The 18,152-nt window shown below is 62.1% G+C and carries 16 protein-coding genes; 5 read left to right on the top strand and 11 right to left on the bottom strand.

Going from position 1 to position 18,152, the window contains the following annotated elements; genetic code table 11:
- Positions 1-33: 33 nt before the first annotated feature.
- Positions 34-1,380 carry a histidine--tRNA ligase gene (gene hisS / locus RQH14_RS09125; protein WP_311212959.1) on the bottom strand — a complete coding sequence of 449 codons (1,347 nt, stop codon included), beginning with the start codon at positions 1,378-1,380 and terminating at the stop codon, positions 34-36.
- 209 nt (positions 1,381-1,589) lie between these two features.
- Between hisS and RQH14_RS09130 the strand changes: the two genes are divergently transcribed.
- The 3 genes from RQH14_RS09130 to RQH14_RS09140 all read left to right on the top strand — a co-directional run bounded on the left by RQH14_RS09130 (position 1,590) and on the right by RQH14_RS09140 (position 4,788).
- Entirely contained in the window at positions 1,590-2,390 is an 801-nt protein-coding gene (locus RQH14_RS09130) for a peptidylprolyl isomerase (protein WP_311212960.1), read from the top strand.
- A 65-nt stretch (positions 2,391-2,455) separates the two neighbouring features.
- Positions 2,456-4,090, top strand: coding sequence for a DUF349 domain-containing protein (locus tag RQH14_RS09135; RefSeq protein ID WP_311212961.1), 1,635 nt, complete (start codon positions 2,456-2,458; stop codon positions 4,088-4,090).
- 98 nt (positions 4,091-4,188) lie between these two features.
- Positions 4,189-4,788, top strand: coding sequence for a hypothetical protein (locus RQH14_RS09140; RefSeq protein ID WP_311212962.1), 600 nt, complete (start codon positions 4,189-4,191; stop codon positions 4,786-4,788).
- Here the strand turns inward: RQH14_RS09140 and RQH14_RS09145 are convergent.
- From RQH14_RS09145 to pdxT, 9 genes are all read right to left on the bottom strand, one after another.
- Positions 4,785-7,178 (bottom strand): bifunctional (p)ppGpp synthetase/guanosine-3',5'-bis(diphosphate) 3'-pyrophosphohydrolase, encoded by a 2,394-nt coding sequence (locus tag RQH14_RS09145; RefSeq protein WP_311212963.1) that lies wholly within the window; start codon positions 7,176-7,178, stop codon positions 4,785-4,787. The genes RQH14_RS09140 and RQH14_RS09145 overlap by 4 nt on opposite strands.
- A 163-nt stretch (positions 7,179-7,341) precedes the next feature.
- Complete coding sequence (gene secF / locus RQH14_RS09150) at positions 7,342-8,331, bottom strand: protein translocase subunit SecF (protein ID WP_311212964.1); 990 nt, start codon at positions 8,329-8,331, stop codon at positions 7,342-7,344.
- Positions 8,331-10,082: a protein translocase subunit SecD gene (gene secD, locus RQH14_RS09155; RefSeq protein ID WP_311212965.1), complete on the bottom strand. Its 1,752-nt coding sequence runs from the start codon at positions 10,080-10,082 to the stop codon at positions 8,331-8,333. The genes secF and secD overlap by 1 nt, the downstream gene beginning before the upstream one ends.
- A gap of 114 nt (positions 10,083-10,196) precedes the next feature.
- Positions 10,197-10,580 carry a preprotein translocase subunit YajC gene (gene yajC / locus RQH14_RS09160; RefSeq protein WP_311213071.1) on the bottom strand — a complete coding sequence of 128 codons (384 nt, stop codon included), beginning with the start codon at positions 10,578-10,580 and terminating at the stop codon, positions 10,197-10,199.
- 145 nt (positions 10,581-10,725) lie between these two features.
- Positions 10,726-11,802: a Holliday junction branch migration DNA helicase RuvB gene (gene ruvB, locus RQH14_RS09165; protein ID WP_311212966.1), complete on the bottom strand. Its 1,077-nt coding sequence runs from the start codon at positions 11,800-11,802 to the stop codon at positions 10,726-10,728.
- The gene (gene ruvA / locus RQH14_RS09170; protein WP_311212967.1) at positions 11,795-12,439 is read right to left on the bottom strand and encodes a Holliday junction branch migration protein RuvA; all 645 of its coding nucleotides are present in this window, start codon (positions 12,437-12,439) and stop codon (positions 11,795-11,797) included. The genes ruvB and ruvA overlap by 8 nt, the downstream gene beginning before the upstream one ends.
- A gap of 114 nt (positions 12,440-12,553) precedes the next feature.
- The gene (gene ruvC, locus RQH14_RS09175) at positions 12,554-13,132 is read right to left on the bottom strand and encodes a crossover junction endodeoxyribonuclease RuvC (protein ID WP_311212968.1); all 579 of its coding nucleotides are present in this window, start codon (positions 13,130-13,132) and stop codon (positions 12,554-12,556) included.
- 65 nt (positions 13,133-13,197) lie between these two features.
- Positions 13,198-13,953, bottom strand: coding sequence for a YebC/PmpR family DNA-binding transcriptional regulator (locus RQH14_RS09180; protein ID WP_017197527.1), 756 nt, complete (start codon positions 13,951-13,953; stop codon positions 13,198-13,200).
- Between the two features lie 3 nt (positions 13,954-13,956).
- Positions 13,957-14,658 (bottom strand): pyridoxal 5'-phosphate synthase glutaminase subunit PdxT, encoded by a 702-nt coding sequence (pdxT, locus tag RQH14_RS09185; protein WP_311212969.1) that lies wholly within the window; start codon positions 14,656-14,658, stop codon positions 13,957-13,959.
- 102 nt (positions 14,659-14,760) lie between these two features.
- Between pdxT and RQH14_RS09190 the strand changes: the two genes are divergently transcribed.
- Together RQH14_RS09190 and RQH14_RS09195 are read left to right on the top strand one after the other, a co-directional pair.
- On the top strand, positions 14,761-16,092 hold the full coding sequence (locus tag RQH14_RS09190; protein WP_311212970.1) for a MurT ligase domain-containing protein: 1,332 nt from the start codon (positions 14,761-14,763) through the stop codon (positions 16,090-16,092).
- Positions 16,089-16,844, top strand: a complete 756-nt coding sequence (locus tag RQH14_RS09195; RefSeq protein ID WP_311212971.1) for a glutamine amidotransferase — start codon at positions 16,089-16,091, stop codon at positions 16,842-16,844. Before RQH14_RS09190 ends, RQH14_RS09195 begins: the two co-directional genes overlap by 4 nt.
- A gap of 3 nt (positions 16,845-16,847) precedes the next feature.
- Here RQH14_RS09195 and RQH14_RS09200 read toward each other — a convergent pair whose 3' ends face one another.
- Positions 16,848-18,104, bottom strand: a complete 1,257-nt coding sequence (locus RQH14_RS09200; protein ID WP_311212972.1) for a CapA family protein — start codon at positions 18,102-18,104, stop codon at positions 16,848-16,850.
- Positions 18,105-18,152: the final 48 nt, after the last annotated feature.

An 18,152-nucleotide genomic window follows, 5' to 3' on the forward strand; every position in this document is an offset into this window, starting at 1 on the left:
TCCCGCCAAACGGCGGAACAAGCGATGCCTGTATCAGGCGGTGGTGACGCGGACGTGCAAGTCCTCTTCCGACGGCGTCCATTCTGCGGGGTCGGCGTCAACCTGCTCGCCGGTACGGATGTCTTTGACCTGGTGCTTCCCGTCGTCGTCGGTAAACCACACGAACGGGATACCGCGCCGGTCGGCGAACTTGATCTGCTTGCCGAATTTCTCGGCCTTCGCAGCAACTTCGGTCGCGATGCCCCTCCCCCGCAACTGTGCCGCGATATCCTGCGCCGCAGACCAGCTGTCGTCCGTGTTCAACGCAACCAGGACCGCTGTGGGGACCGAGCGCGAGGCCGTCGCCAGTTCCTGGCTAAGGATGCGCGAAACGAGGCGCGTCACACCGATGGAAAGGCCGACGCCGGGGAACTTGCGGTTGCCCTTGCTGGCCAGGGCATCGTAGCGGCCACCGGAGCAAATGGAACCGAGCTGCTCGTGGCCCACCAACACGGTTTCCACCACAGTTCCGGTGTAGTAATCCAAGCCGCGGGCGATGCTCAAATCGGCAACCACCTTGCCCGGAGCACGCTGAACGGCCGCCTGGATGACCTGCTCCAGCTCGTTAAGCCCTTCCTCCAGGAGCTCATCGGTGACGCCCAAGGCGCGCACCTGCTGGACGAAGGAGGTGTCTTCAGTACGGATACTCGCCAGTTTCAGGGCCAGTCCGGCTTGCTCGTCCGTGGCACCGAGCTCACTCTTCAACAGCTCGGCAACCTTCGCGGCGCCGATCTTTTCCAGTTTGTCGATACTGCGCAGGACCCCGGCAGTGTCCGTCAGGCCGATGCCGCGATAGAAGCCCTCGGCCAGCTTCCGGTTGTTGATCCGGAGCCGGAAATCCGGAATCGGCAATGCGCTCAGTGCCTCGGCGATGACCAGGGCAATCTCGACGTCGTAGCGGAACGGAAGCTCGCCGTCGCCCACCACATCGATGTCCGCCTGGGTGAACTCACGGGCGCGGCCTTCCTGCGGCCGCTCGCCACGCCACACCTTCTGGATTTGGTAGCGGCGGAAGGGGAACGCCAGGTACCCGGCGTTCTCCACCACGTAGCGCGCGAAGGGAACAGTCAGGTCGAAGTGCAATGCCAAGGCGTTGGGATCCGCCTTATCCGACTTCGCTGCCTCACCCTCGTCATACTGGAGACGGCTCAGGCCGTAAACCTCTTTGTCGATCTCGCCTTTGCGGAGCAGCTGCCCCACTGTTTCCACTGCCCTGGTCTCGATGGACGAAAACCCGTGCAACTCAAACGTCTTACGGAGCGTATCCAGCACATGGAGCTCCACCAACCGCTCCTGGGGAAGCCACTCGGGGAATCCGGACAGGGAGGCGGTACGTGCCATGGTGGAAATGTCTCCTCGAAGAAAGCTGACGCTGGTACAGGACCCACAGCTTTAAAACGCCCGTACGGCGTTTACAGGGCGGGCGTCCAGCCGGTCATGCATAAACTATGTGCGGCAGCCAGTTTATGCTTTCCGCGCGTGCACATCTAATGCAGCATGCCCGGGTTCCTGTCGGCGGCCCCGTAAAGTGCACAAAATCAGGAGGACTCTTGGCAACAAGGTCGCGGGATGACCGCGAAGCGAAACGGCGCATCAAGCAGATGGAAGCCAAGCGTGCCCTGCGGCAGGAACAGGGCAAGCGGCGCAAACGCGACAACACCATCGCCATCGGCGCGGGTGCAGCGGCAGTGATCCTCGCCGTCGTGCTGCAACTGACTGCCTTCAGCTCCAACCCCACCGAGGCTGAGTTCACTGCTGCAGAGGCGGGCCTGAGTTCTCCGTCCGCTTCTCCCTCTGCCGTTGCGTCCAACAGTCCGGACGTTCCCAGCCCTGATACCGCAGCGGGTAAGACCTTCACCGGCGAGCTGGCGCTGAACACCGGCGTGCTTGGCATCGAACTGAACGGCACTGCGGCACCGCAGGCCGCCGCAGTCCTCAAGTCGTTGAGCGATGCCAGCTACTACAACGGGAAGTTCTGCCACCGCCTGACGACCTCGGAAACCTTCGGGCTGCTTCAGTGCGGCGCCACGTCCGACGACGGCGCGGACGACCCCGACTACCGATGGGGTCCGCTCGAAAACACGCCCGCAGACAACAAGTACCCCGCGGGAACAATTGCGGTGGCCCGCAGCGGGAACAACGCCTACGGCAACGGCCACCAGTTCTTCATCGTCTATAAGGACACCACCATTCCGGCTGATACGGCAGGTGGATACACCATAGTGGGCAAGGTAACCAGCGGGTTGGACGTGGTCACCAACATCGCCGCCGCAGGCCTGAAAACCGGCGAAAGCACCAGTGACGGCGCCCCTGTGGCACCTGTCACGATAGACTCGTTTTCTCTGAAGTAACCAGCTCCGGGCCCGGCCCGGGGTGCATTACCTTAGCAGTCCCTCCAAGCGAAAGACTTTTAGCGGTGACAGACAGTCAGAAATCCGACGAAACAGCAGTAGTGGCCAACGAAGAAGAAGCAGTCGAGGCGACCAGCCCCGGCACTGCAGAAACCGCCGTCGCCCCGGCAGCTGCACAAGAACCAACGCATGTTGATGAGGCAGCGGCAGAGACTGTGGCAGCCGCCGGGACCGAGGCCCCAGCCGAGACCCAGGCCGCAGCCGAGACCGAGGCCCCAGCCGAGGACAAGCCGGCACCTGCAGCGACGCCCGAGGCCGAAGCTGCCGCAAGCGAGCCGGCCGCACCGCGACCGGCCCCGTCCGCAGCGCCAACACCTGCAGCGTTTGCGGCCCGCCCCAAGGCCCCTGCCGCCGTCGTTCCCGCTGCCCCGGCCGTGTCCGCCGCGTCTCTTGCCGAGGCAGCCAAGTGGGGCCGCGCTGAAGGTGATGGCCACGTGTTCCTGACGTTGGATGGCGAAGAGATCGCCGTTGGCCAGTACCCGGGTGTCAGCACCGACGAAGCCCTGGGCTACTTCGCCCGGAAGTTCGACGACATCGTTGCCCAGGTTGTCCTGCTGGAACACCGTGTGGAATCAAAAGCTCCGGCCACGGACATGCAAAAAACTGTCACCCATCTCCGCGAGCAACTCGCAGAGCGCACCATGGTGGGCGACATCCGGTCTGCTGAGGCACGCCTGGATGCCCTGTCCGCTCAGGTCGTGGAGCTGGAAAAGTCAGAGAAGGCAGCACACGATGCTGTGCGTGCCAGTGAACTCGCTGCTCGTGAAGCAATCGTTGCCGAAGCCGAATCCATTGCCGGACAGGATCCTGCCCAGATCCAATGGAAGACCTCCAGCGCACGCATGAACGAGTTGTTTGAAACCTGGAAGGCGGCGCAGAAGAGCGGCGTACGTCTGGGTCGAAGCAACGAGGACGCACTGTGGAAGCGGTTCCGTTCGGCCCGCACTGTCTTTGATCGTCACCGCCGCGCCTACTTCTCGCAACTGGACAGCAACAATTCAGCGGCAAAGTCTGCCAAGGAAGCGCTGATCGCGGAGGCCGAAGCCCTCTCCTCTTCCACAGATTGGGGATTTGCCGCCGGTGAATACCGCAGGCTGATGGACCAGTGGAAGGCCACCCCTCGGGCGAGCCGCAAGGATGACGACGCACTGTGGGGCCGGTTCCGCGCCGCCCAGGACGTCTTCTTCAGCAACCGCCAGGCAGCCAACGACCAAATCGACCAGGAGTACACCGCCAACCTGGTGGTCAAGGAGCAGCTCGTAGCCGAAGCGCAGGCTCTGCTCCCCATCAACGACCTCAACGCAACCAAGAAGGCCCTCCAGTCCATCCGGGACCGCTGGGAAGATGCCGGTAAGGTTCCGCGCGGGGATATGGGACGCATCGAGGCCGGACTCCGCAAGGTCGAAGACGCCGTCAAGGAAGCCGAAGAAGAGAAGTGGCGCCGGAGCAACCCGGAGACCAAGGCACGCACCAACAGCGCCCTCTCCCAACTCGAAGCTGCCATCGCCGGTCTCAAGGATGACCTTGAAAAGGCGGAGAAGGCAGGCGACCAGCGCCGCATCAAGGCCGCTCGCGAGGCTTTGGAGGCCCGCCAGGCGTGGCTGGACCAGATTCAGCGTTCTGCAAGCGATCTCGCCTAGCACTCCAGGCTTGGCAGTACTGCAGGCTCCGTCCCGGTTATCCACATAACCGGGACGGAGCCTGTACTGGTTGGGTGGCTGCACGGAATGATCAGTGGATGGACCCCGCTGTCGCCGCCCCGCACTTATCGGAGCCGGTCATCCCAGAGCTGTACTCCCCCAACCGGATCTTTACATGGAACGAACTCCAGAGCATGGCCTTCGACGGCATCCTGCTGCCGCTCTACGGGAAGAGTTATGCTTCGCCGGGCACCGCAATCACCCATCGCCTCCGGGCCCGTGCAGCAGCCCTCACAGTTCCGGAACGGATCCGGACCAAAGTAGTCGCCGGCCGCCTCACGGCCGCGTGGATCTACGGCTGCGCGAACCCTCCGGAGCACCTGTCACTCCTGGTGGATGCGAAGCACCGTATTTCAAGTCTGCGCGGAAGCACCGCCTGCAGCCTCCACGAGGTAAGGCTGGGCCAGATGGACGTAGTAAGCCTGGGCGGGATGCTGGTGAGCAGCCCGCTCCGCACCGCAGCGGACATCGCCTTGCACGTGGAAAGCGACCGCGCCCTCCCGGCCCTAAGGCGCCTCCTGGCCAAGGAGGACCTGGGCATCCGCTTGCGACTCCTCACGCTGGCTGTGGAGGCAGCACCCCGCGTTCCCCACAAGCGGCGCGCGCTGGCCACGTTGTCGCACCTTGCAGCCGACTAGGTGCGCCGCCTGTTGCCCGTGGTGCGGTAGACGTCAAAGACACCATCAATGCGGCGGACGGCATTCAGGACGTGGTGCAAATACTTGGGGTCACCCATTTCGAACGCGAACTTCGAGATCGCTACCCTGTCGCTGGAGGTATGGACCGACGCAGCGAGGATGTTCACGTGGTTCTCGGACAGAATCCGCGTCACGTCGGACAACAGCGACTTACGGTCCAGGGCCTCCACTTGGATTTCCACCAGGAAGACGCTCGACTGTGTGGGGGCCCATTCCACTTCAACGATTCTGTCCGGCTGGTCCCGGAGCCCGGAAACATTGGTGCAATCCGTTCGGTGGACGGAGACGCCAGAGCCTCGGGTGACGAATCCCAGAATGGGGTCCGGCGGAACGGGCGTGCAGCAACGGGCCAGTTTGACCCAAACGTCGCCCACACCGCGGACGATGACTCCGGAGTCTGAGAATTTGGACTTGGCGACCTGCGTTGGAATGCTGACTTCTTCGAGATCTTCATCCGGAGTCTCGTGGCCTCCCAAGTGCTCGACGAGTTTTTCCATCACGGACTGGGCGGAGGTGTGCCCATCACCGACACCTGCGTAGAGCCCGGAGATATCAACGTAGTGGAAGTCCTCGGCCACCGCAGACAAGGCGTCGTGCGTCATCAGGCGCTGCAGCGGAAGGTTCTGCTTCCGCATGGCCCGGGTCAGCATGTCCTTGCCGCGATCGATTGCTTCTTCGCGGCGTTCTTTGGTGAACCACTGGCGGATCTTGTTGCGTGCACGTGCCGACTTGACGAAGTGTTGCCAGTCCTGGCTGGGACCGGCTCCTTCGGCCTTGGAGGTGAAAATCTCCACCCAGTCGCCATGGTTCAGCTCACTGTTGAGCGGGACCAGCTTGCCGTTGACGCGGGCCCCGATGGTCCTGTGACCCACCTCTGTATGGACGGCGTAGGCAAAATCGACGGGAGTTGATCCCGCAGGCAGAGCCATGACCTCACCCTTGGGGGTGAAGACGAACACTTCGCGTGCATTGATCTCATACCGCAGGGAGTCCAGGAACTCGCCGGGGTCTGACGTTTCCTGCTGCCAGTCCACCAGGGACCTCAACCAGCCCATGTCGCCGTCGCGAGGGCTGCCCGGGCCTTGCGCCGTACGGTTGGGCTGGTCCTTGTACTTCCAGTGCGCTGCCACACCGTACTCGGCCCGGCGGTGCATCTCGTGGGTACGGATCTGAATCTCCACGGGCTTGCCGCCCGGGCCGATCACCGTGGTGTGCAGCGATTGGTACATGTTGAACTTGGGCATGGCGATGTAATCCTTGAACCGCCCCGGAAGGGGGTTCCATCGCGAATGCAGGGTACCCAGCGCTGCGTAACAGTCCCTGACCGAGTCCACCAGGACACGCACGCCCATGAGGTCGTTGATGTCGTCGAAGTCCTTATCCCGGACGATCATCTTCTGGTAAATGGAGTAATAGTGCTTGGGACGCCCAGTGATGGTCGCCTTGATCCTGGCCGTGCGCAGATCGTCTGCGATCTGGTTGCGGATGACGCTGAGGCTCTTCTCGCGCTCCGGCGTACGGTCTCCCACCATGCGCACGATTTCCTCGTACACCTTGGGGTACAGGGCAGCGAAGGACAGGTCTTCGAGCTCCCACTTGATGGTGTTCATGCCCAGTCGGTGAGCCAGCGGGGCAAAGATCTCCAGCGTTTCACGAGCCTTGCGGGAGGAGGACTCAGCGGAGACGAAGCGCCACGTACGGGCGTTGTGCAGGCGGTCAGCCAACTTGATCATCAGGACGCGGATGTCCTTGGCCATGGCCACAACCATCTTGCGGACGGTCTCGGATTGTGCGGCTTCACCAAAGCTGACCTTGTCCAGCTTGGTTACGCCGTCCACCAGCATGGCAACCTCGGGACCAAAATCCCGTGTGAGGTCAGCGAGCGTGTAGGGAGTGTCCTCCACGGTGTCGTGAAGCAACGCCGCCGCCAGCGTGGTGCCTGTCATGCCGAGTTCAGCCAGGATGGTGGCCACGGCCACCGGATGGGTGATGTAGGGATCACCACTCTTGCGTTTCTGGCCTTGGTGGCTCCGCTCTGCAACTGTGAAGGCCCGCTGGATCAGGTCAAAGTCTTCTTTGGGGTTGTTGGCCCGCACCGTCCGCAGCAAGGGTTCGAGGATCGGCGAGTATGGAGCCACGCCACGGCCGGTCAGACGGGCCAGCCGGGAACGTGTACGCTCCCGCCGCCCCGGGAAGGTGGGACGCGCGCCAGGGGTGTCCACCGGAACAGCTCCCGCAGTCCGTCCAGCCATGCTTGTTGCTGGAACCGCCACAGCATTGTGGCCGTCTTCCCCGCCCGCCGGTGGTGCCGACGTCGCACGTTCTTCCACAGAAGTACCCCTCACAACCGAATAATTCTCTAAGTCTATTCCCGCAGGTGAATGCTTCTGCAAATGGGCAGCACATGACGCACAGGACGGGCAAGTCAAAGAGCCGGTCCCTGCATAAGTGCGGGGACCGGCTCTTTGGTCAAACAGAGGTGTTGCGACGGGCCTATACGGTGGCGTCGGCCCGGCGGTGGGCTACCTTCTTGGCCTGCTTCACGAGCTCCGGTTCACCTTGGCGCAGCCAGGCGTAAAGGGGCGCAGCGATGAAGATGGTGGCTGCCGTACCGATGAGGATCCCGACGAACAACGCCAGCGAGAGGTCGCGCAGCGTGCCCGCGCCAAGCAGTCCGGCACCGATGAAGAGGATGGCTGCGACCGGGAGCACGGCCACCATCATGGTGTTGATGGAGCGGACCAGGGTTTGGTTGACGGCCAGGTTGACCTCTTCACCGAACGTACGGCGGGTGGAGGTGGAAATGTCGGCAGTGTTCTCGCGAATCTTGTCGAAGACCACCACGGTGTCATAGAGCGAGTAGCTCAGGACCGTCAGGAAGCCGATGATGGCCGACGGCGTGACCTCGAAGTCGCTCAGGGCGTAGACACCCGCTGTGGTGAACATCGTGACAAGCATGCCCACGAGGGCCGACAACGACATTTTCCAGGTTCTGAAGTACAGCGCCATCAGGATGGCAGCCAAACCAACGAAGACCACCAGGCCGATGAGTGCCTGCCTGGTGACATCCTGCCCCCAGGTGGGACCGACGAAGTTGGACGTCACCTCATTTTCGGTGACGCCGTACGCGCTGGTGAGGCCATCCTTGATGCGGTTGGTCTCGTCATCGGTCAGCTGGTCCGTTTGGATCCGCATGGTGTTGCCCGCGACATTTGCCACCCGGGGAATGGCGCCGGGTACGACGTCGTGCACAGCCTTTTCGCCGAGGCTGGCATCCGTGGTGCTCACGTTGGAGACGGTGAACTCCGAGCCGCCCCTGAATTCGATGCCAAGGTTAAATCCGCCCTTGGCCACTGGAATGAGGATGGACAGGGCCACCGCGACGGCCGCGATGATGAACCAGATCTTCTTCGAATTAACGAAGTTGTACGAGCGCTTGCCCGTGTACAGCTCATGGCCGAAGGTTGCGAAGCTCGTAGTCATTACTTCTCCTCCTTGGTTGCCTTGGAGGAACCGGTCAGCTGGCCCTTCTCGGCAAGGCGCCGTTCGGCGATGGTCATGCGACGCTCGGCCTCAGCCACTGCGCCGGTGTTGCGCGCACGAACAGGCGTGGGCTTCTCATCGGGTGTCCGAAGCCGGCCCGCGCCACGATATAAGGGAACTGCGCCAAGACGGTCCGGGGAGAGGCCCGAGAAACGGTGGCCTTCCCCGAAGAACTTGGTGCGCGCCAGGACCTGCAGCATGGGGTGCGTAAACATGAAGACCACCAAGAGGTCGGCAAGGGCTGTCAGTCCCAAAGTGAAGGCGAAGCCACGCACGTTTCCGACAGCCACGAAGTAAAGCACCAGGGCTGCAAGGAGGTTAACGGCCTTGGACGCAAGGACGGTTCGCTTGGCCCGCTTCCAGCCGTTTTCGACGGCGGAAACCAGTCCACGGCCTTCGCGCAGTTCATCGCGGATGCGCTCGAAGTAGACGATGAACGAGTCAGCAGTCTGTCCGATGGCCACGATCAAACCAGCCACACCAGCAAGGGAGAGTCGATAATTTTCAGTCCAACCGAGGATCGCGATGGCGAGATAGGTCAAGACACCTGCCACCACCAGGGAGGCGATGGTGACAAGGCCAAGGGCCCGGTATTGGAAGAGTGAGTAGACAACCACCAGCGCCAGACCGATCATGCCTGCCAGCAACCCGAGCCGAAGCTGGTCGCCACCCAGGGTGGCCGAAATCTGCTCCTGTGACTGAATCTCGAAGCTGATGGGCAGGGCGCCGTAGCGGAGCTGATCGGACAGCGCCTTGGCGGTAGCCTGCGTGAAATTGCCTGTGATCTGAGGGCGTCCGTCAGTGATCACTGCCAGGGAACGCGGCGCGGAAATGACTTTGTCGTCCAGGACAATGGCGAACTGGGACTTGGGATCGTCGGATCCTTGGGCTTGTGCAGCCACGTAATACTGGTTCAGCCGCTCGGTGACGGCCTTGAACTTCTCTGTGGCATCCCCGTTGAAGACGATGTTCACGCCCCAGGAGTTGGTGACCGAACCCTGGGCGCCCTGCACCTGGGAGAAGGTGGAGTCGCTGATGTCCTGGCCCCGGACTTCTACGGGTCCAAGGATGTACTTGATGGCGGGCGTCGTGGCCGTGGCAGCTTCGCAGGTCACAAGGGGCTTGGCCGGATCGGAGCGTTCACGCCTTTCAGTCGAAGGATTGACGCAGTCGAGGGCTTCGAATTCCTTCTGGATTTCCGGGGTGATCCAATTGGCATCGCTGGCATTGGCCGGCTCCGCCGTCGGCTTGTTCAGCTGGTCATCCGGTGTGCGCGATTCCACGGGAACTGCAGCGGGATCGCCATAGGTGATGACAGGCCGGAAGTTCATGTCGGCCGAAGCCTGGATCAGGTCGCGGGTTTCCTTGGAGGGTGTGCCCGGGAGACTGACCACCACATTGCGGCCGGACTGGGTGCTGATTTCTGCTTCAGCAACGCCCGAGCCATCAACTCGCTGACGGATGATGGCGACTGCCTGGTTGAGCTGCTCTTCGTTGATCTCGCTGGATCCTTCAACCCTGGGCGCCAGGATCATCTGGGTACCGCCCTCGAGGTCCAAGGCAAGCTTGGGGGCCCAACTGGCGTTGCCAGTCAAAACTCCGCCACCCAGGACAGCGGTGAGTACAACGAATATTGCTCCAAGCCAGGTCAGCACCCTGCGGGCTGAATTTTTGGGGCCGGTCCGTGCCATTATCGATCTTCCTGTTATCGCCGGACAGCCGCCGGCCAACGCTGGTGAGCGTCTGCCGGCGGCTCTCAGCTGCCGTAGAAGTTGCCTGGCGCGGGGGTGCCGCGCCTGACGATCCTAGTTGTCCTTCTTGTCCTCTTTGTTGAGGCGCGCAATGGTTTCTTCGGGCGTCTCAACTGCGGCAGGAGCTTCAGCATCTGCGGTAGTCAGGGAAGAAGCGTCGTCCGGCACAACCGGGGCTTCCTCGGCGGGCGCCTCGACGACCTTGGTGACGGCCTGGCGGTGAACCGTGGCCTGGTTACCCGGGGAAAGTTCGATGACGACCTTGTTCTCGGCTTCGTCGATGGAGACGATGCGGCCAAAGAGACCGAAGCTGGTCATGACGTCGACGCCCGGAGCAAACTTGGACTGCATCTCAGCCTGCTGCTGCTGGGTCTTCTTGTTGCGGCGGAACATCATGAAGACAAAGAGTCCAAGCATGACGAACAGCAATATGGTCATTGGATCCACAGGGAAGTTCCGTTCTGTACTTACGTTTTGGTCCACGGCAACGTCCCTGGCAGATCCGCGAGGCGGTTGCATGGATCAAGGACTCGAACGTGCCGAGCGTCATACCAGTCTAGAGGGAAAAGCTGAACAGGGCGTGTTAACCGATGGTATCTACGCTTTCGGCGTGGTTTTCGTCCTCGCCGAACAGTGCCAGGGCTTCCTGGCCGAAGACTCCGGCCGGAACGGCGTAACCTAGGTGCGTCCACGCAGACGCCATGGCAATACGGCCCCGCGGCGTGCGTCCCAACAGTCCTTCACGCACCAGGAACGGCTCGGCCACGGTCTCCACCGTTTCCGGTTCCTCTCCCACCGCGATCGCCAGGGTGGACAATCCCACAGGACCGCCATTGAACTTGGTGATGAGCGCTTCCAGCACGGAACGGTCCAGCCGGTCCAGCCCCCGCGCATCCACTTCATACATGTCCAAAGCAGCCGAAGCTGACCGGGCGTCAATCTGGTCAATGCCATGGACCAGGGCCCAGTCACGGACACGGCGAAGGAGGCGGTTTGCAATGCGTGGCGTACCACGCGACCTGCCCGCGATCTCGGTGAACCCGGCCGAGTTCACCTTCAGGTCCAGCAGGCCGGCAGATCGTCGGAGGACAAGCTCCAGTTCGCCAACCGAGTAGAACTCGAGGTGGCCTGTGAAGCCGAAGCGGTCACGCAACGGACCCGGCAGGAGGCCGGCACGGGTAGTGGCTCCAACCAGGGTGAACGGCGGCAGCTCCAAGGGTATGGCCGTAGCGCCGGCTCCCTTGCCCACCACAATGTCCACCCGGAAGTCCTCCATGGCCATGTAGAGCATTTCCTCTGCAGGCCGGGACATCCTGTGGATTTCGTCCAGGAACAGGACCTCCCCTTCGGACAAGGAGGAGAGGATGGCGGCGAGGTCTCCGGCGTGCTGGATGGCAGGACCACTGCTGATACGCAATGGAGCGTTCATTTCTGCCGCGATGATCATGGCCAGAGTTGTCTTGCCCAAGCCGGGAGGGCCGGACATCAAAACGTGGTCGGCACTGCGGCCGCGCATCTTTGACGCCTCGAGGACCAGTGCCAGTTGCTTACGGACACGGTGCTGACCGACGAAATCATGCAGGTTCTTGGGACGGAGTGCAGCCTCAATGACCCGCTCTTCCGGTTCCTCTCCCCCGTTGACGAGTGACTGCTCAGCCACGGCTGCCTACACGATTGCCTGCACGTGCCCCGTCCTGGCCCAGCCACCGCAGGGTGGCGCGGAGAATTTGGGCCACGTTCGCTGCATCCACGAGTTCCGGGGAGTCGGCCATTGCTTTGTCGATGCTGCCGTTTGCGTCCTTCTCGGACCATCCCAGGCTGGTCATGGCTGCGACTACCTGCGGCTTCCATTCGGCGTTGGGGGCCACTGCGGGAGCAGTACCGGTACCAGTCCCGTGGGGAACCAACTTTCCGGCCAGTTCAAGGACAATCCGGCCGGCTACCTTGGGACCGATTCCCGGCACCTTGGTGAACGTCTTGCTGTCACCGGTGTGCGCAGCCACCCGGATGGCCTCCGGTTCGTGCACGGCGAGGACGGCCAACGCCAAACGCGGCCCTACCCCGCTGACACTGAGCAGGACGTCGAATACTTCACGTTCGTCGTCGTCGGCGAATCCGAAGAGCGTGAGCGAATCTTCGCGGACGATCATGGACGTGAAGAGCTTGGCTTCAGTCCCTGTTTTGAGGTGGCTCAAGGTCTGCGGCGTGGCGAAGACACTCATGCCCGCACCGTTGAGGTCGATTACAGCGGTGGACAAACCAACGTGGGCTACGGTTCCACGGAGAAAACTGATCAAGACCCGGCTCCTGAAATACTGCCTGCTCCGTCACCGTCATACTGCTCTCAGTATTGCGGCAGAAGCGGACTATCCGAACATATCTACGAATACCCTAGCAAGGGGAGCTGGCAATCACCGTTTGCGGCGCGCTTTTGCTTCCGCGTCAGCCCACGCTTTCTGGGCGGGCGTGAGACCAGCCTTACCGTTCGCGCCGCTGGCTGAGCCCATTCCACTGCCTGCGCGCCACGCGTGCGTCAGGGCAAGCGCAAGGGCGTCCGCGGCATCAGCGGGCTTCGGCGGAGCATCCAGGCGCAAAATCTTGGTCACCAGCTTGGTCACCGCATCCTTGTTGGCAGTGCCGCTGCCGGTAACTGCCGCCTTGACCTCCGAAGGTGTGTGCAACGCGACGGGGATCCCGCGACGTGCGGCCGCCACGATAACCACGCCCGAAGCCTGTGCCACACCCATCACCGTGCTGACGTTCATCTGCGAAAAAACACGTTCGACGGCTACGACGTCGGGCTTGTGAAGGTCCAGCCATTCATCAATGGCTTGGGCTATGACAAGAAGACGCTTATCCAGCGTCAGCTCAGCAGAAGTGCCCACCACGCCGACGGCCACCATGGTGGCCCTGCGGCTCCGCTCTATGTCCACAACGCCTATGCCGCAACGGGTGAGGCCCGGATCGACTCCCAATACGCGAAGAGTCAAGTCCGGGCCTTCCTGGTGGCTGTAAACCTGCTGAGTGACAAAAAGTAAGTGCTGCGCCGGGCCGACTACTCGGCGTCGAGGGCTGCCTGCACTTCCTCGCTGAGGTCCGCGTTGCTGTAAACGTTCTGGACATCGTCCAGATCTTCCAGGGCATCGACAAGCTTCATGAACTTCTTGGCACCATCGACATCGAGCTCCACCTGCATGGATGGAACAAATTCGGCTTCATCGGTTTCGTAGTCGATGCCGGCTTCCTTGAGGGCGTCGCGGATGGCTTGGAGGTCAGAGGGCTCGGAATGGATTTCCCAGTTCTCGCCGCTGTCCTTCACTTCTTCGGCTCCGGCTTCCAGGACAGCCATCAGGATGTCGTCTTCGCTGAGGCCGTTTTTCGGCAGGACCACAACACCCTTCCGGGCGAAGAGGTAACTGACCGATCCGGGGTCGGCAATGGTGCCGCCGTTGCGCGAAATGGCGAGGCGGACTTCCGAAGCTGCCCGGTTCTTGTTGTCTGTCAGACATTCGATCAGCAGTGCCGAACCCTGCGGGCCGCGGGCCTCGTACATGATTTCGGTGTAGTCGACTACCTCGCCGGTGAGGCCCGCGCCACGCTTGATAGCGCGATCGATGTTGTCATTGGGTACCGAAGTCTTCTTGGCCTTGGTGACGGCGAGTTCCAGGCCGGGGTTGCCGGCGAGGTCCGGGCCGCCCATGCGGGCAGCAACTTCGATGTTCTTGATCAGTTTCGCGAACGACTTTGCACGCCGGCCGTCAATGATGGCTTTTTTGTGCTTGGTGGTCGCCCATTTGGAGTGGCCTGACATGCTTTACGCTTCTCCTCTGATCATTCGAATAAAGAGTTCATGCACGCGCTTCTCCCCAGTCACTTCCGGGTGGAAGGAGGTGGCCAGCAGGTGGCCGGAGCGCACTGCAACAATTCTAGCCACTCCGTGCAAAGCAGCCGTGTGGCTGGCGTGGTCCGGATCAACCTGCGCCAGGATTTCAACGTCCGCACCCACACGCTCCACCCAGGGACCACGAATGAAGACGGCGTGGACGGGATCCACGCCGGACTCCCCGGCGCTGAAGTCCAGGCCCTTGAAATCGAGATCCGTTTCGAAGGATTCACGCTGGCGCCCAAAGGCGTTCCGGCGCACAGTGATGTCCAGGCCGCCGAAAGTCTGCTGGGGATTTCCGTTGAGATCCTTGGCGGGATCGGCGATCTCATCGGCCAGGAGGATCATTCCGGCGCAGGAGCCGTAGACGGGAAGGCCGTCTGCAATGCGCTTTTGGATCGGATCACGCAGTTCGAAGATCCGCGACAATTTGTCGATGCTGGTGGATTCGCCGCCGGGGATGATCAGGCCGTCAACATCGTCCAGCTCGGACGGCCGGCGGATACCCACGCCGGTGGCTCCAGCGGCCTCCACAGCGTGGATATGCTCGCGGAAGTCGCCCTGAAGTGCCAGAACGCCGATCCTGAGTCCTGAACCCACGCGCGATGAAGCGTCGGAAAGGGGGTTGGTCATTGATCCATCATAGTGCGCTGCGCCTGCCGCGACGTCTTCTGCGGCCACCGGCGACTCCGCCCAGTCCGGGTTCCATGCCCTGACTGGGATATATTACAGAGCATGCTTTCCTTCAGCGTCCCCCTCGGCAAGCTGGTCCGCACACTGTCCCGGCTTCGGGGCGGAGGATCAGCTTTTCCCGGCCTGGTGGTTGAGAAAATCGATCCCGGCTTCATGCAGCGAACGCTGGCCTCACTCCCCCACGGCGTGGCCGTGGTCAGTGGCACCAACGGCAAGACCACCACCACAAAGATGGTGGTGGAGCTCCTCGAAAGCCAAGGCCTGAAAGTCTTCACCAACCGCTCTGGCAGCAACTTCACCCGTGGCGTGGCCGCGTCCCTCCTTGGCGAAGTGGACTGGCGCGGACGGCTCGATGCCGACATCGCCATCCTGGAACTCGACGAAGCGCATGCCGTGCATTTCGTCAACAAGGTCCAGCCCCGTTTCAGCCTCCTGCTCAATGTCCTCCGCGACCAATTGGACCGCTTCGGCGAAATCGACAAAACCGCCCGCTTACTGGAGCACATCGCCTCCAGAACCACGGACACCGTGGTCCTGAACCGTGAAGATCCCCGCGTGGCCCGGATCGCGAAGATCCTTCATGACGTTGACGCACTTCACCACCCCGCCGTTCGGTACTTCGGCCTCGACGAATCCCTGCGCAGCACTTTCCCGAACGACGACGAAATGCGAACCTCGGGCTCCGGCCCGTCGCCGTCCGGAACTTCGGTGGCCGCGGCACCAGGTGAGCCAGTAGAGTTGCCGGCCGCCGACGTCGTGCTCCGCCGGGTAGGCGCGCAGGACGCCGATTTCGAGTTCGACGGCGAAACCGTCAGTACCGAAATGAAGTTGCGGGGGGTCTACAACATCTTCAACGCAGCTGCCGCCTTGTCGCTGGCGCGCGCTGTCCTCGGTACCGGCCCCGTCGATACCCCCAAACTGGTCAAAGCACTGGGCGAAGTAGCTCCCGCCTTTGGTCGTGGTGAAAGCCTCACCGTGGATGGCCAGCCCTTGGAACTTGTCCTCGTGAAAAATCCCAGTGGATTCCGGCTCGGGCTGAAGTCCTTCCCTGCCGGTGGGTACGCCACCATGATCGCCATCAACGACAACTACGCTGACGGCAGGGACATGTCCTGGCTCTGGGATGTGGAGTTCGAATCATTGCGCGAGGATGGCGTGGAAGTCCTCACTGGCGTCCGCGCCTACGACATGGCGCTGCGGTTGCAGTACGACGACGTGCCGTTCGGCGTGGTGGAACCGGACATCACCGCCGCTCTGCGCACGTTCATCAACGGCTCCCGCGGCAAACCCAAACGGATTTTCTGCACCTACACCTCCATGCTCGCGATCCGCCGCGAACTCGCCAAAATCACCATAGTTGAGGTGGTCTCATGACCTCGGAAGCACAGCCCGAATCGTCGCAGCCCAGCAAGGGGACCCTCCGCGTCCTTCAGCTCTACCCCCGCGAGATGAACATCTACGGGGACTGGGGCAACGCCCTGGTCCTCCAGCAGCGCATCAAGTGGCACGGCTACACACCGGAGTTGCTTGAATACAACGTGGGTGACGAATTCCCCGAGGACATAGACATTGTTGTCGGTGGAGGCGGACAGGACAGCGGACAGGTGGTCATCCAGGACGATCTCCAGGCACGCGCAGACCACCTCCGGGACCTGGCCGATGGCGGTGCCCCCATGCTGGTGATCTGCGGTCTCTACCAGCTTTTCGGCAAGTTCTTCAAAACCAGTGCTGGGCCCGTCATTCCCGGAATCGGCATCCTTGACGTCGAAACCCACGGCACCGATGAGCGGCTCATTGGAAACGTGATCATGAAGTCCACCGAGTTCGGAGACATTCTGGGCTACGAGAACCACAGCGGGCAGACAACTCTGGGTCCCGGCGTCGAACCTCTTGGGACCGTCACAAAAGGTGCCGGAAACAACAGCAAGGACGGGCACGAAGGCGCGCGCTACAACAATGTGGTAGCCAGTTACCTGCATGGTTCATTGCTGCCGAAGAACCCGGCGATTGCCGATTTCCTCATCCGAACGGCGGCCGAGCGCAAGTACGGCACCTTTGTACCGGGAACGCCCGACGACGACTACGCCCGACTGGCGCGCGAACACGCCGCCCGCCGGCCGCGGTAGGCGCTATTTCTCCTTGGTAATCAGCAGTTCGTGCGCGCCTGCAGTCGCTGCACCCATGGACTCCACCACAGCTTTGGTCCGTTGGTAAGTGGCCGCGTCGGCTGCCGGTGACGCGCAGACTCCCTGTGGAGCATCGCTGGCCACAGAACACCATCGGTAGGGGTCCCGGACAATCACCGAAGGCGCCCAGGCAAGGTCTGAAGCGGTCCAGGCGCCCGCGGCATTCTGGCTGAACTGGGCCCTCACCAGCAGACCTTCGTTGTTGAGCACGTACCAGGGCGACAGCTCCGTGACACCGTTGCCCAGTCCGTACACAATCCACGTTCCCTTGTAGTTCTCTATCGGCAGCACAGAGTGGGTGTGGTGCCCGTAGATCATAGTGAACTGGCCGCTGTCCACCAACGCGTGCGCAACATCCTGCTGCTGGGCGTTTGCTTCGCTGGCATATTCGTCGCCTGCGTGCATCACTCCCAGGACGATGTCCGCCCCCAACGTCTTGGCTTGCGTGGCCTTGGCGATCATGGCTGCGGGATCAAGCTCGTCCACCAGCCAGGGGTACTCGGGAATCTGACCGTTATGGCCGTAGGTACCGATGATGACGGCCACCTTGGCAGCCTCGGTTTGGAGCATCAGGATCTCTTTGGACTCCGCTTCGGTACGGTAGGAGCCTGTGTGCTTGAGCCCGGCTGCGTCCAGGGCATCGAGCGTCCGCAGAAGCCCGTCAGTCCCGCGGTCAATGGTGTGGTTGCTCGCTGTGGTGCACGCCTGGTAGCCAACGTCCTTGGACGCAGTGATGATCTGCGGCGGAACGTTGAAGGACGGATAGGCCGAGAAGGGCCCCTCTGGCGTCGCCACCGGTGTTTCCTGATGACAGATGGCGAGGTCGCTGTTGCGGATATAGCGTCGCTGCCCTTCAAGGAGGGGGACGAACGTGTACCCGGGAAGGCCGGCTGCCGCGGCATCTGCCCTGGCCTGTTGCCACAACTGGGTATGGACCAGCATGTCCCCGGTCACGGTGATGGAAGTGCAACGAAGTTCAGGGCAGGCGGGCCCTTTGCCGGGAGTCGGGTTGGGCGCCGGAGTGCGGGTTGGTGTTGGCGACTCCGAAGCGGGAGCAGAGGCCGCTGCGCTGCGGTTCTGGTCATCGTTTTCGGCAAGGACACCACAAGCGCCCAGTGACAATGCAGCCACCGCTGTGATCGTCACGATCATGGCTCGTGAATGACGGATCCGTCGTGCCGCAGATGTGATGTTCCCCATGACTTTTATCCTAAGGCGGAAGACCCGCACGCCCGGGCGTGCCGCCCT

Source organism: Arthrobacter sp. WCS2018Hpa-7 (assembly GCF_031843805.1).
Lineage (GTDB): Bacteria > Actinomycetota > Actinomycetes > Actinomycetales > Micrococcaceae > Arthrobacter.

Excerpts from the sequence above, each read along its gene's own strand:
- hisS (WP_311212959.1), bottom strand. The coding sequence starts at position 1,380 with ATGGCACGTACCGCCTCCCTGTCCGGATTCCCCGAGTGGCTTCCCCAG.
- RQH14_RS09140 (WP_311212962.1), top strand. The coding sequence starts at position 4,189 with ATGGACCCCGCTGTCGCCGCCCCGCACTTATCGGAGCCGGTCATCCCA.
- secF (WP_311212964.1), bottom strand. The coding sequence starts at position 8,331 with ATGACTACGAGCTTCGCAACCTTCGGCCATGAGCTGTACACGGGCAAG.
- secD (WP_311212965.1), bottom strand. The coding sequence starts at position 10,082 with ATGGCACGGACCGGCCCCAAAAATTCAGCCCGCAGGGTGCTGACCTGG.
- yajC (WP_311213071.1), bottom strand. The coding sequence starts at position 10,580 with ATGACCATATTGCTGTTCGTCATGCTTGGACTCTTTGTCTTCATGATG.
- RQH14_RS09180 (WP_017197527.1), bottom strand. The coding sequence starts at position 13,953 with ATGTCAGGCCACTCCAAATGGGCGACCACCAAGCACAAAAAAGCCATC.
- pdxT (WP_311212969.1), bottom strand. The coding sequence starts at position 14,658 with ATGACCAACCCCCTTTCCGACGCTTCATCGCGCGTGGGTTCAGGACTC.
- RQH14_RS09190 (WP_311212970.1), top strand. The coding sequence starts at position 14,761 with ATGCTTTCCTTCAGCGTCCCCCTCGGCAAGCTGGTCCGCACACTGTCC.
- RQH14_RS09195 (WP_311212971.1), top strand. The coding sequence starts at position 16,089 with ATGACCTCGGAAGCACAGCCCGAATCGTCGCAGCCCAGCAAGGGGACC.
- RQH14_RS09200 (WP_311212972.1), bottom strand. The coding sequence starts at position 18,104 with ATGGGGAACATCACATCTGCGGCACGACGGATCCGTCATTCACGAGCC.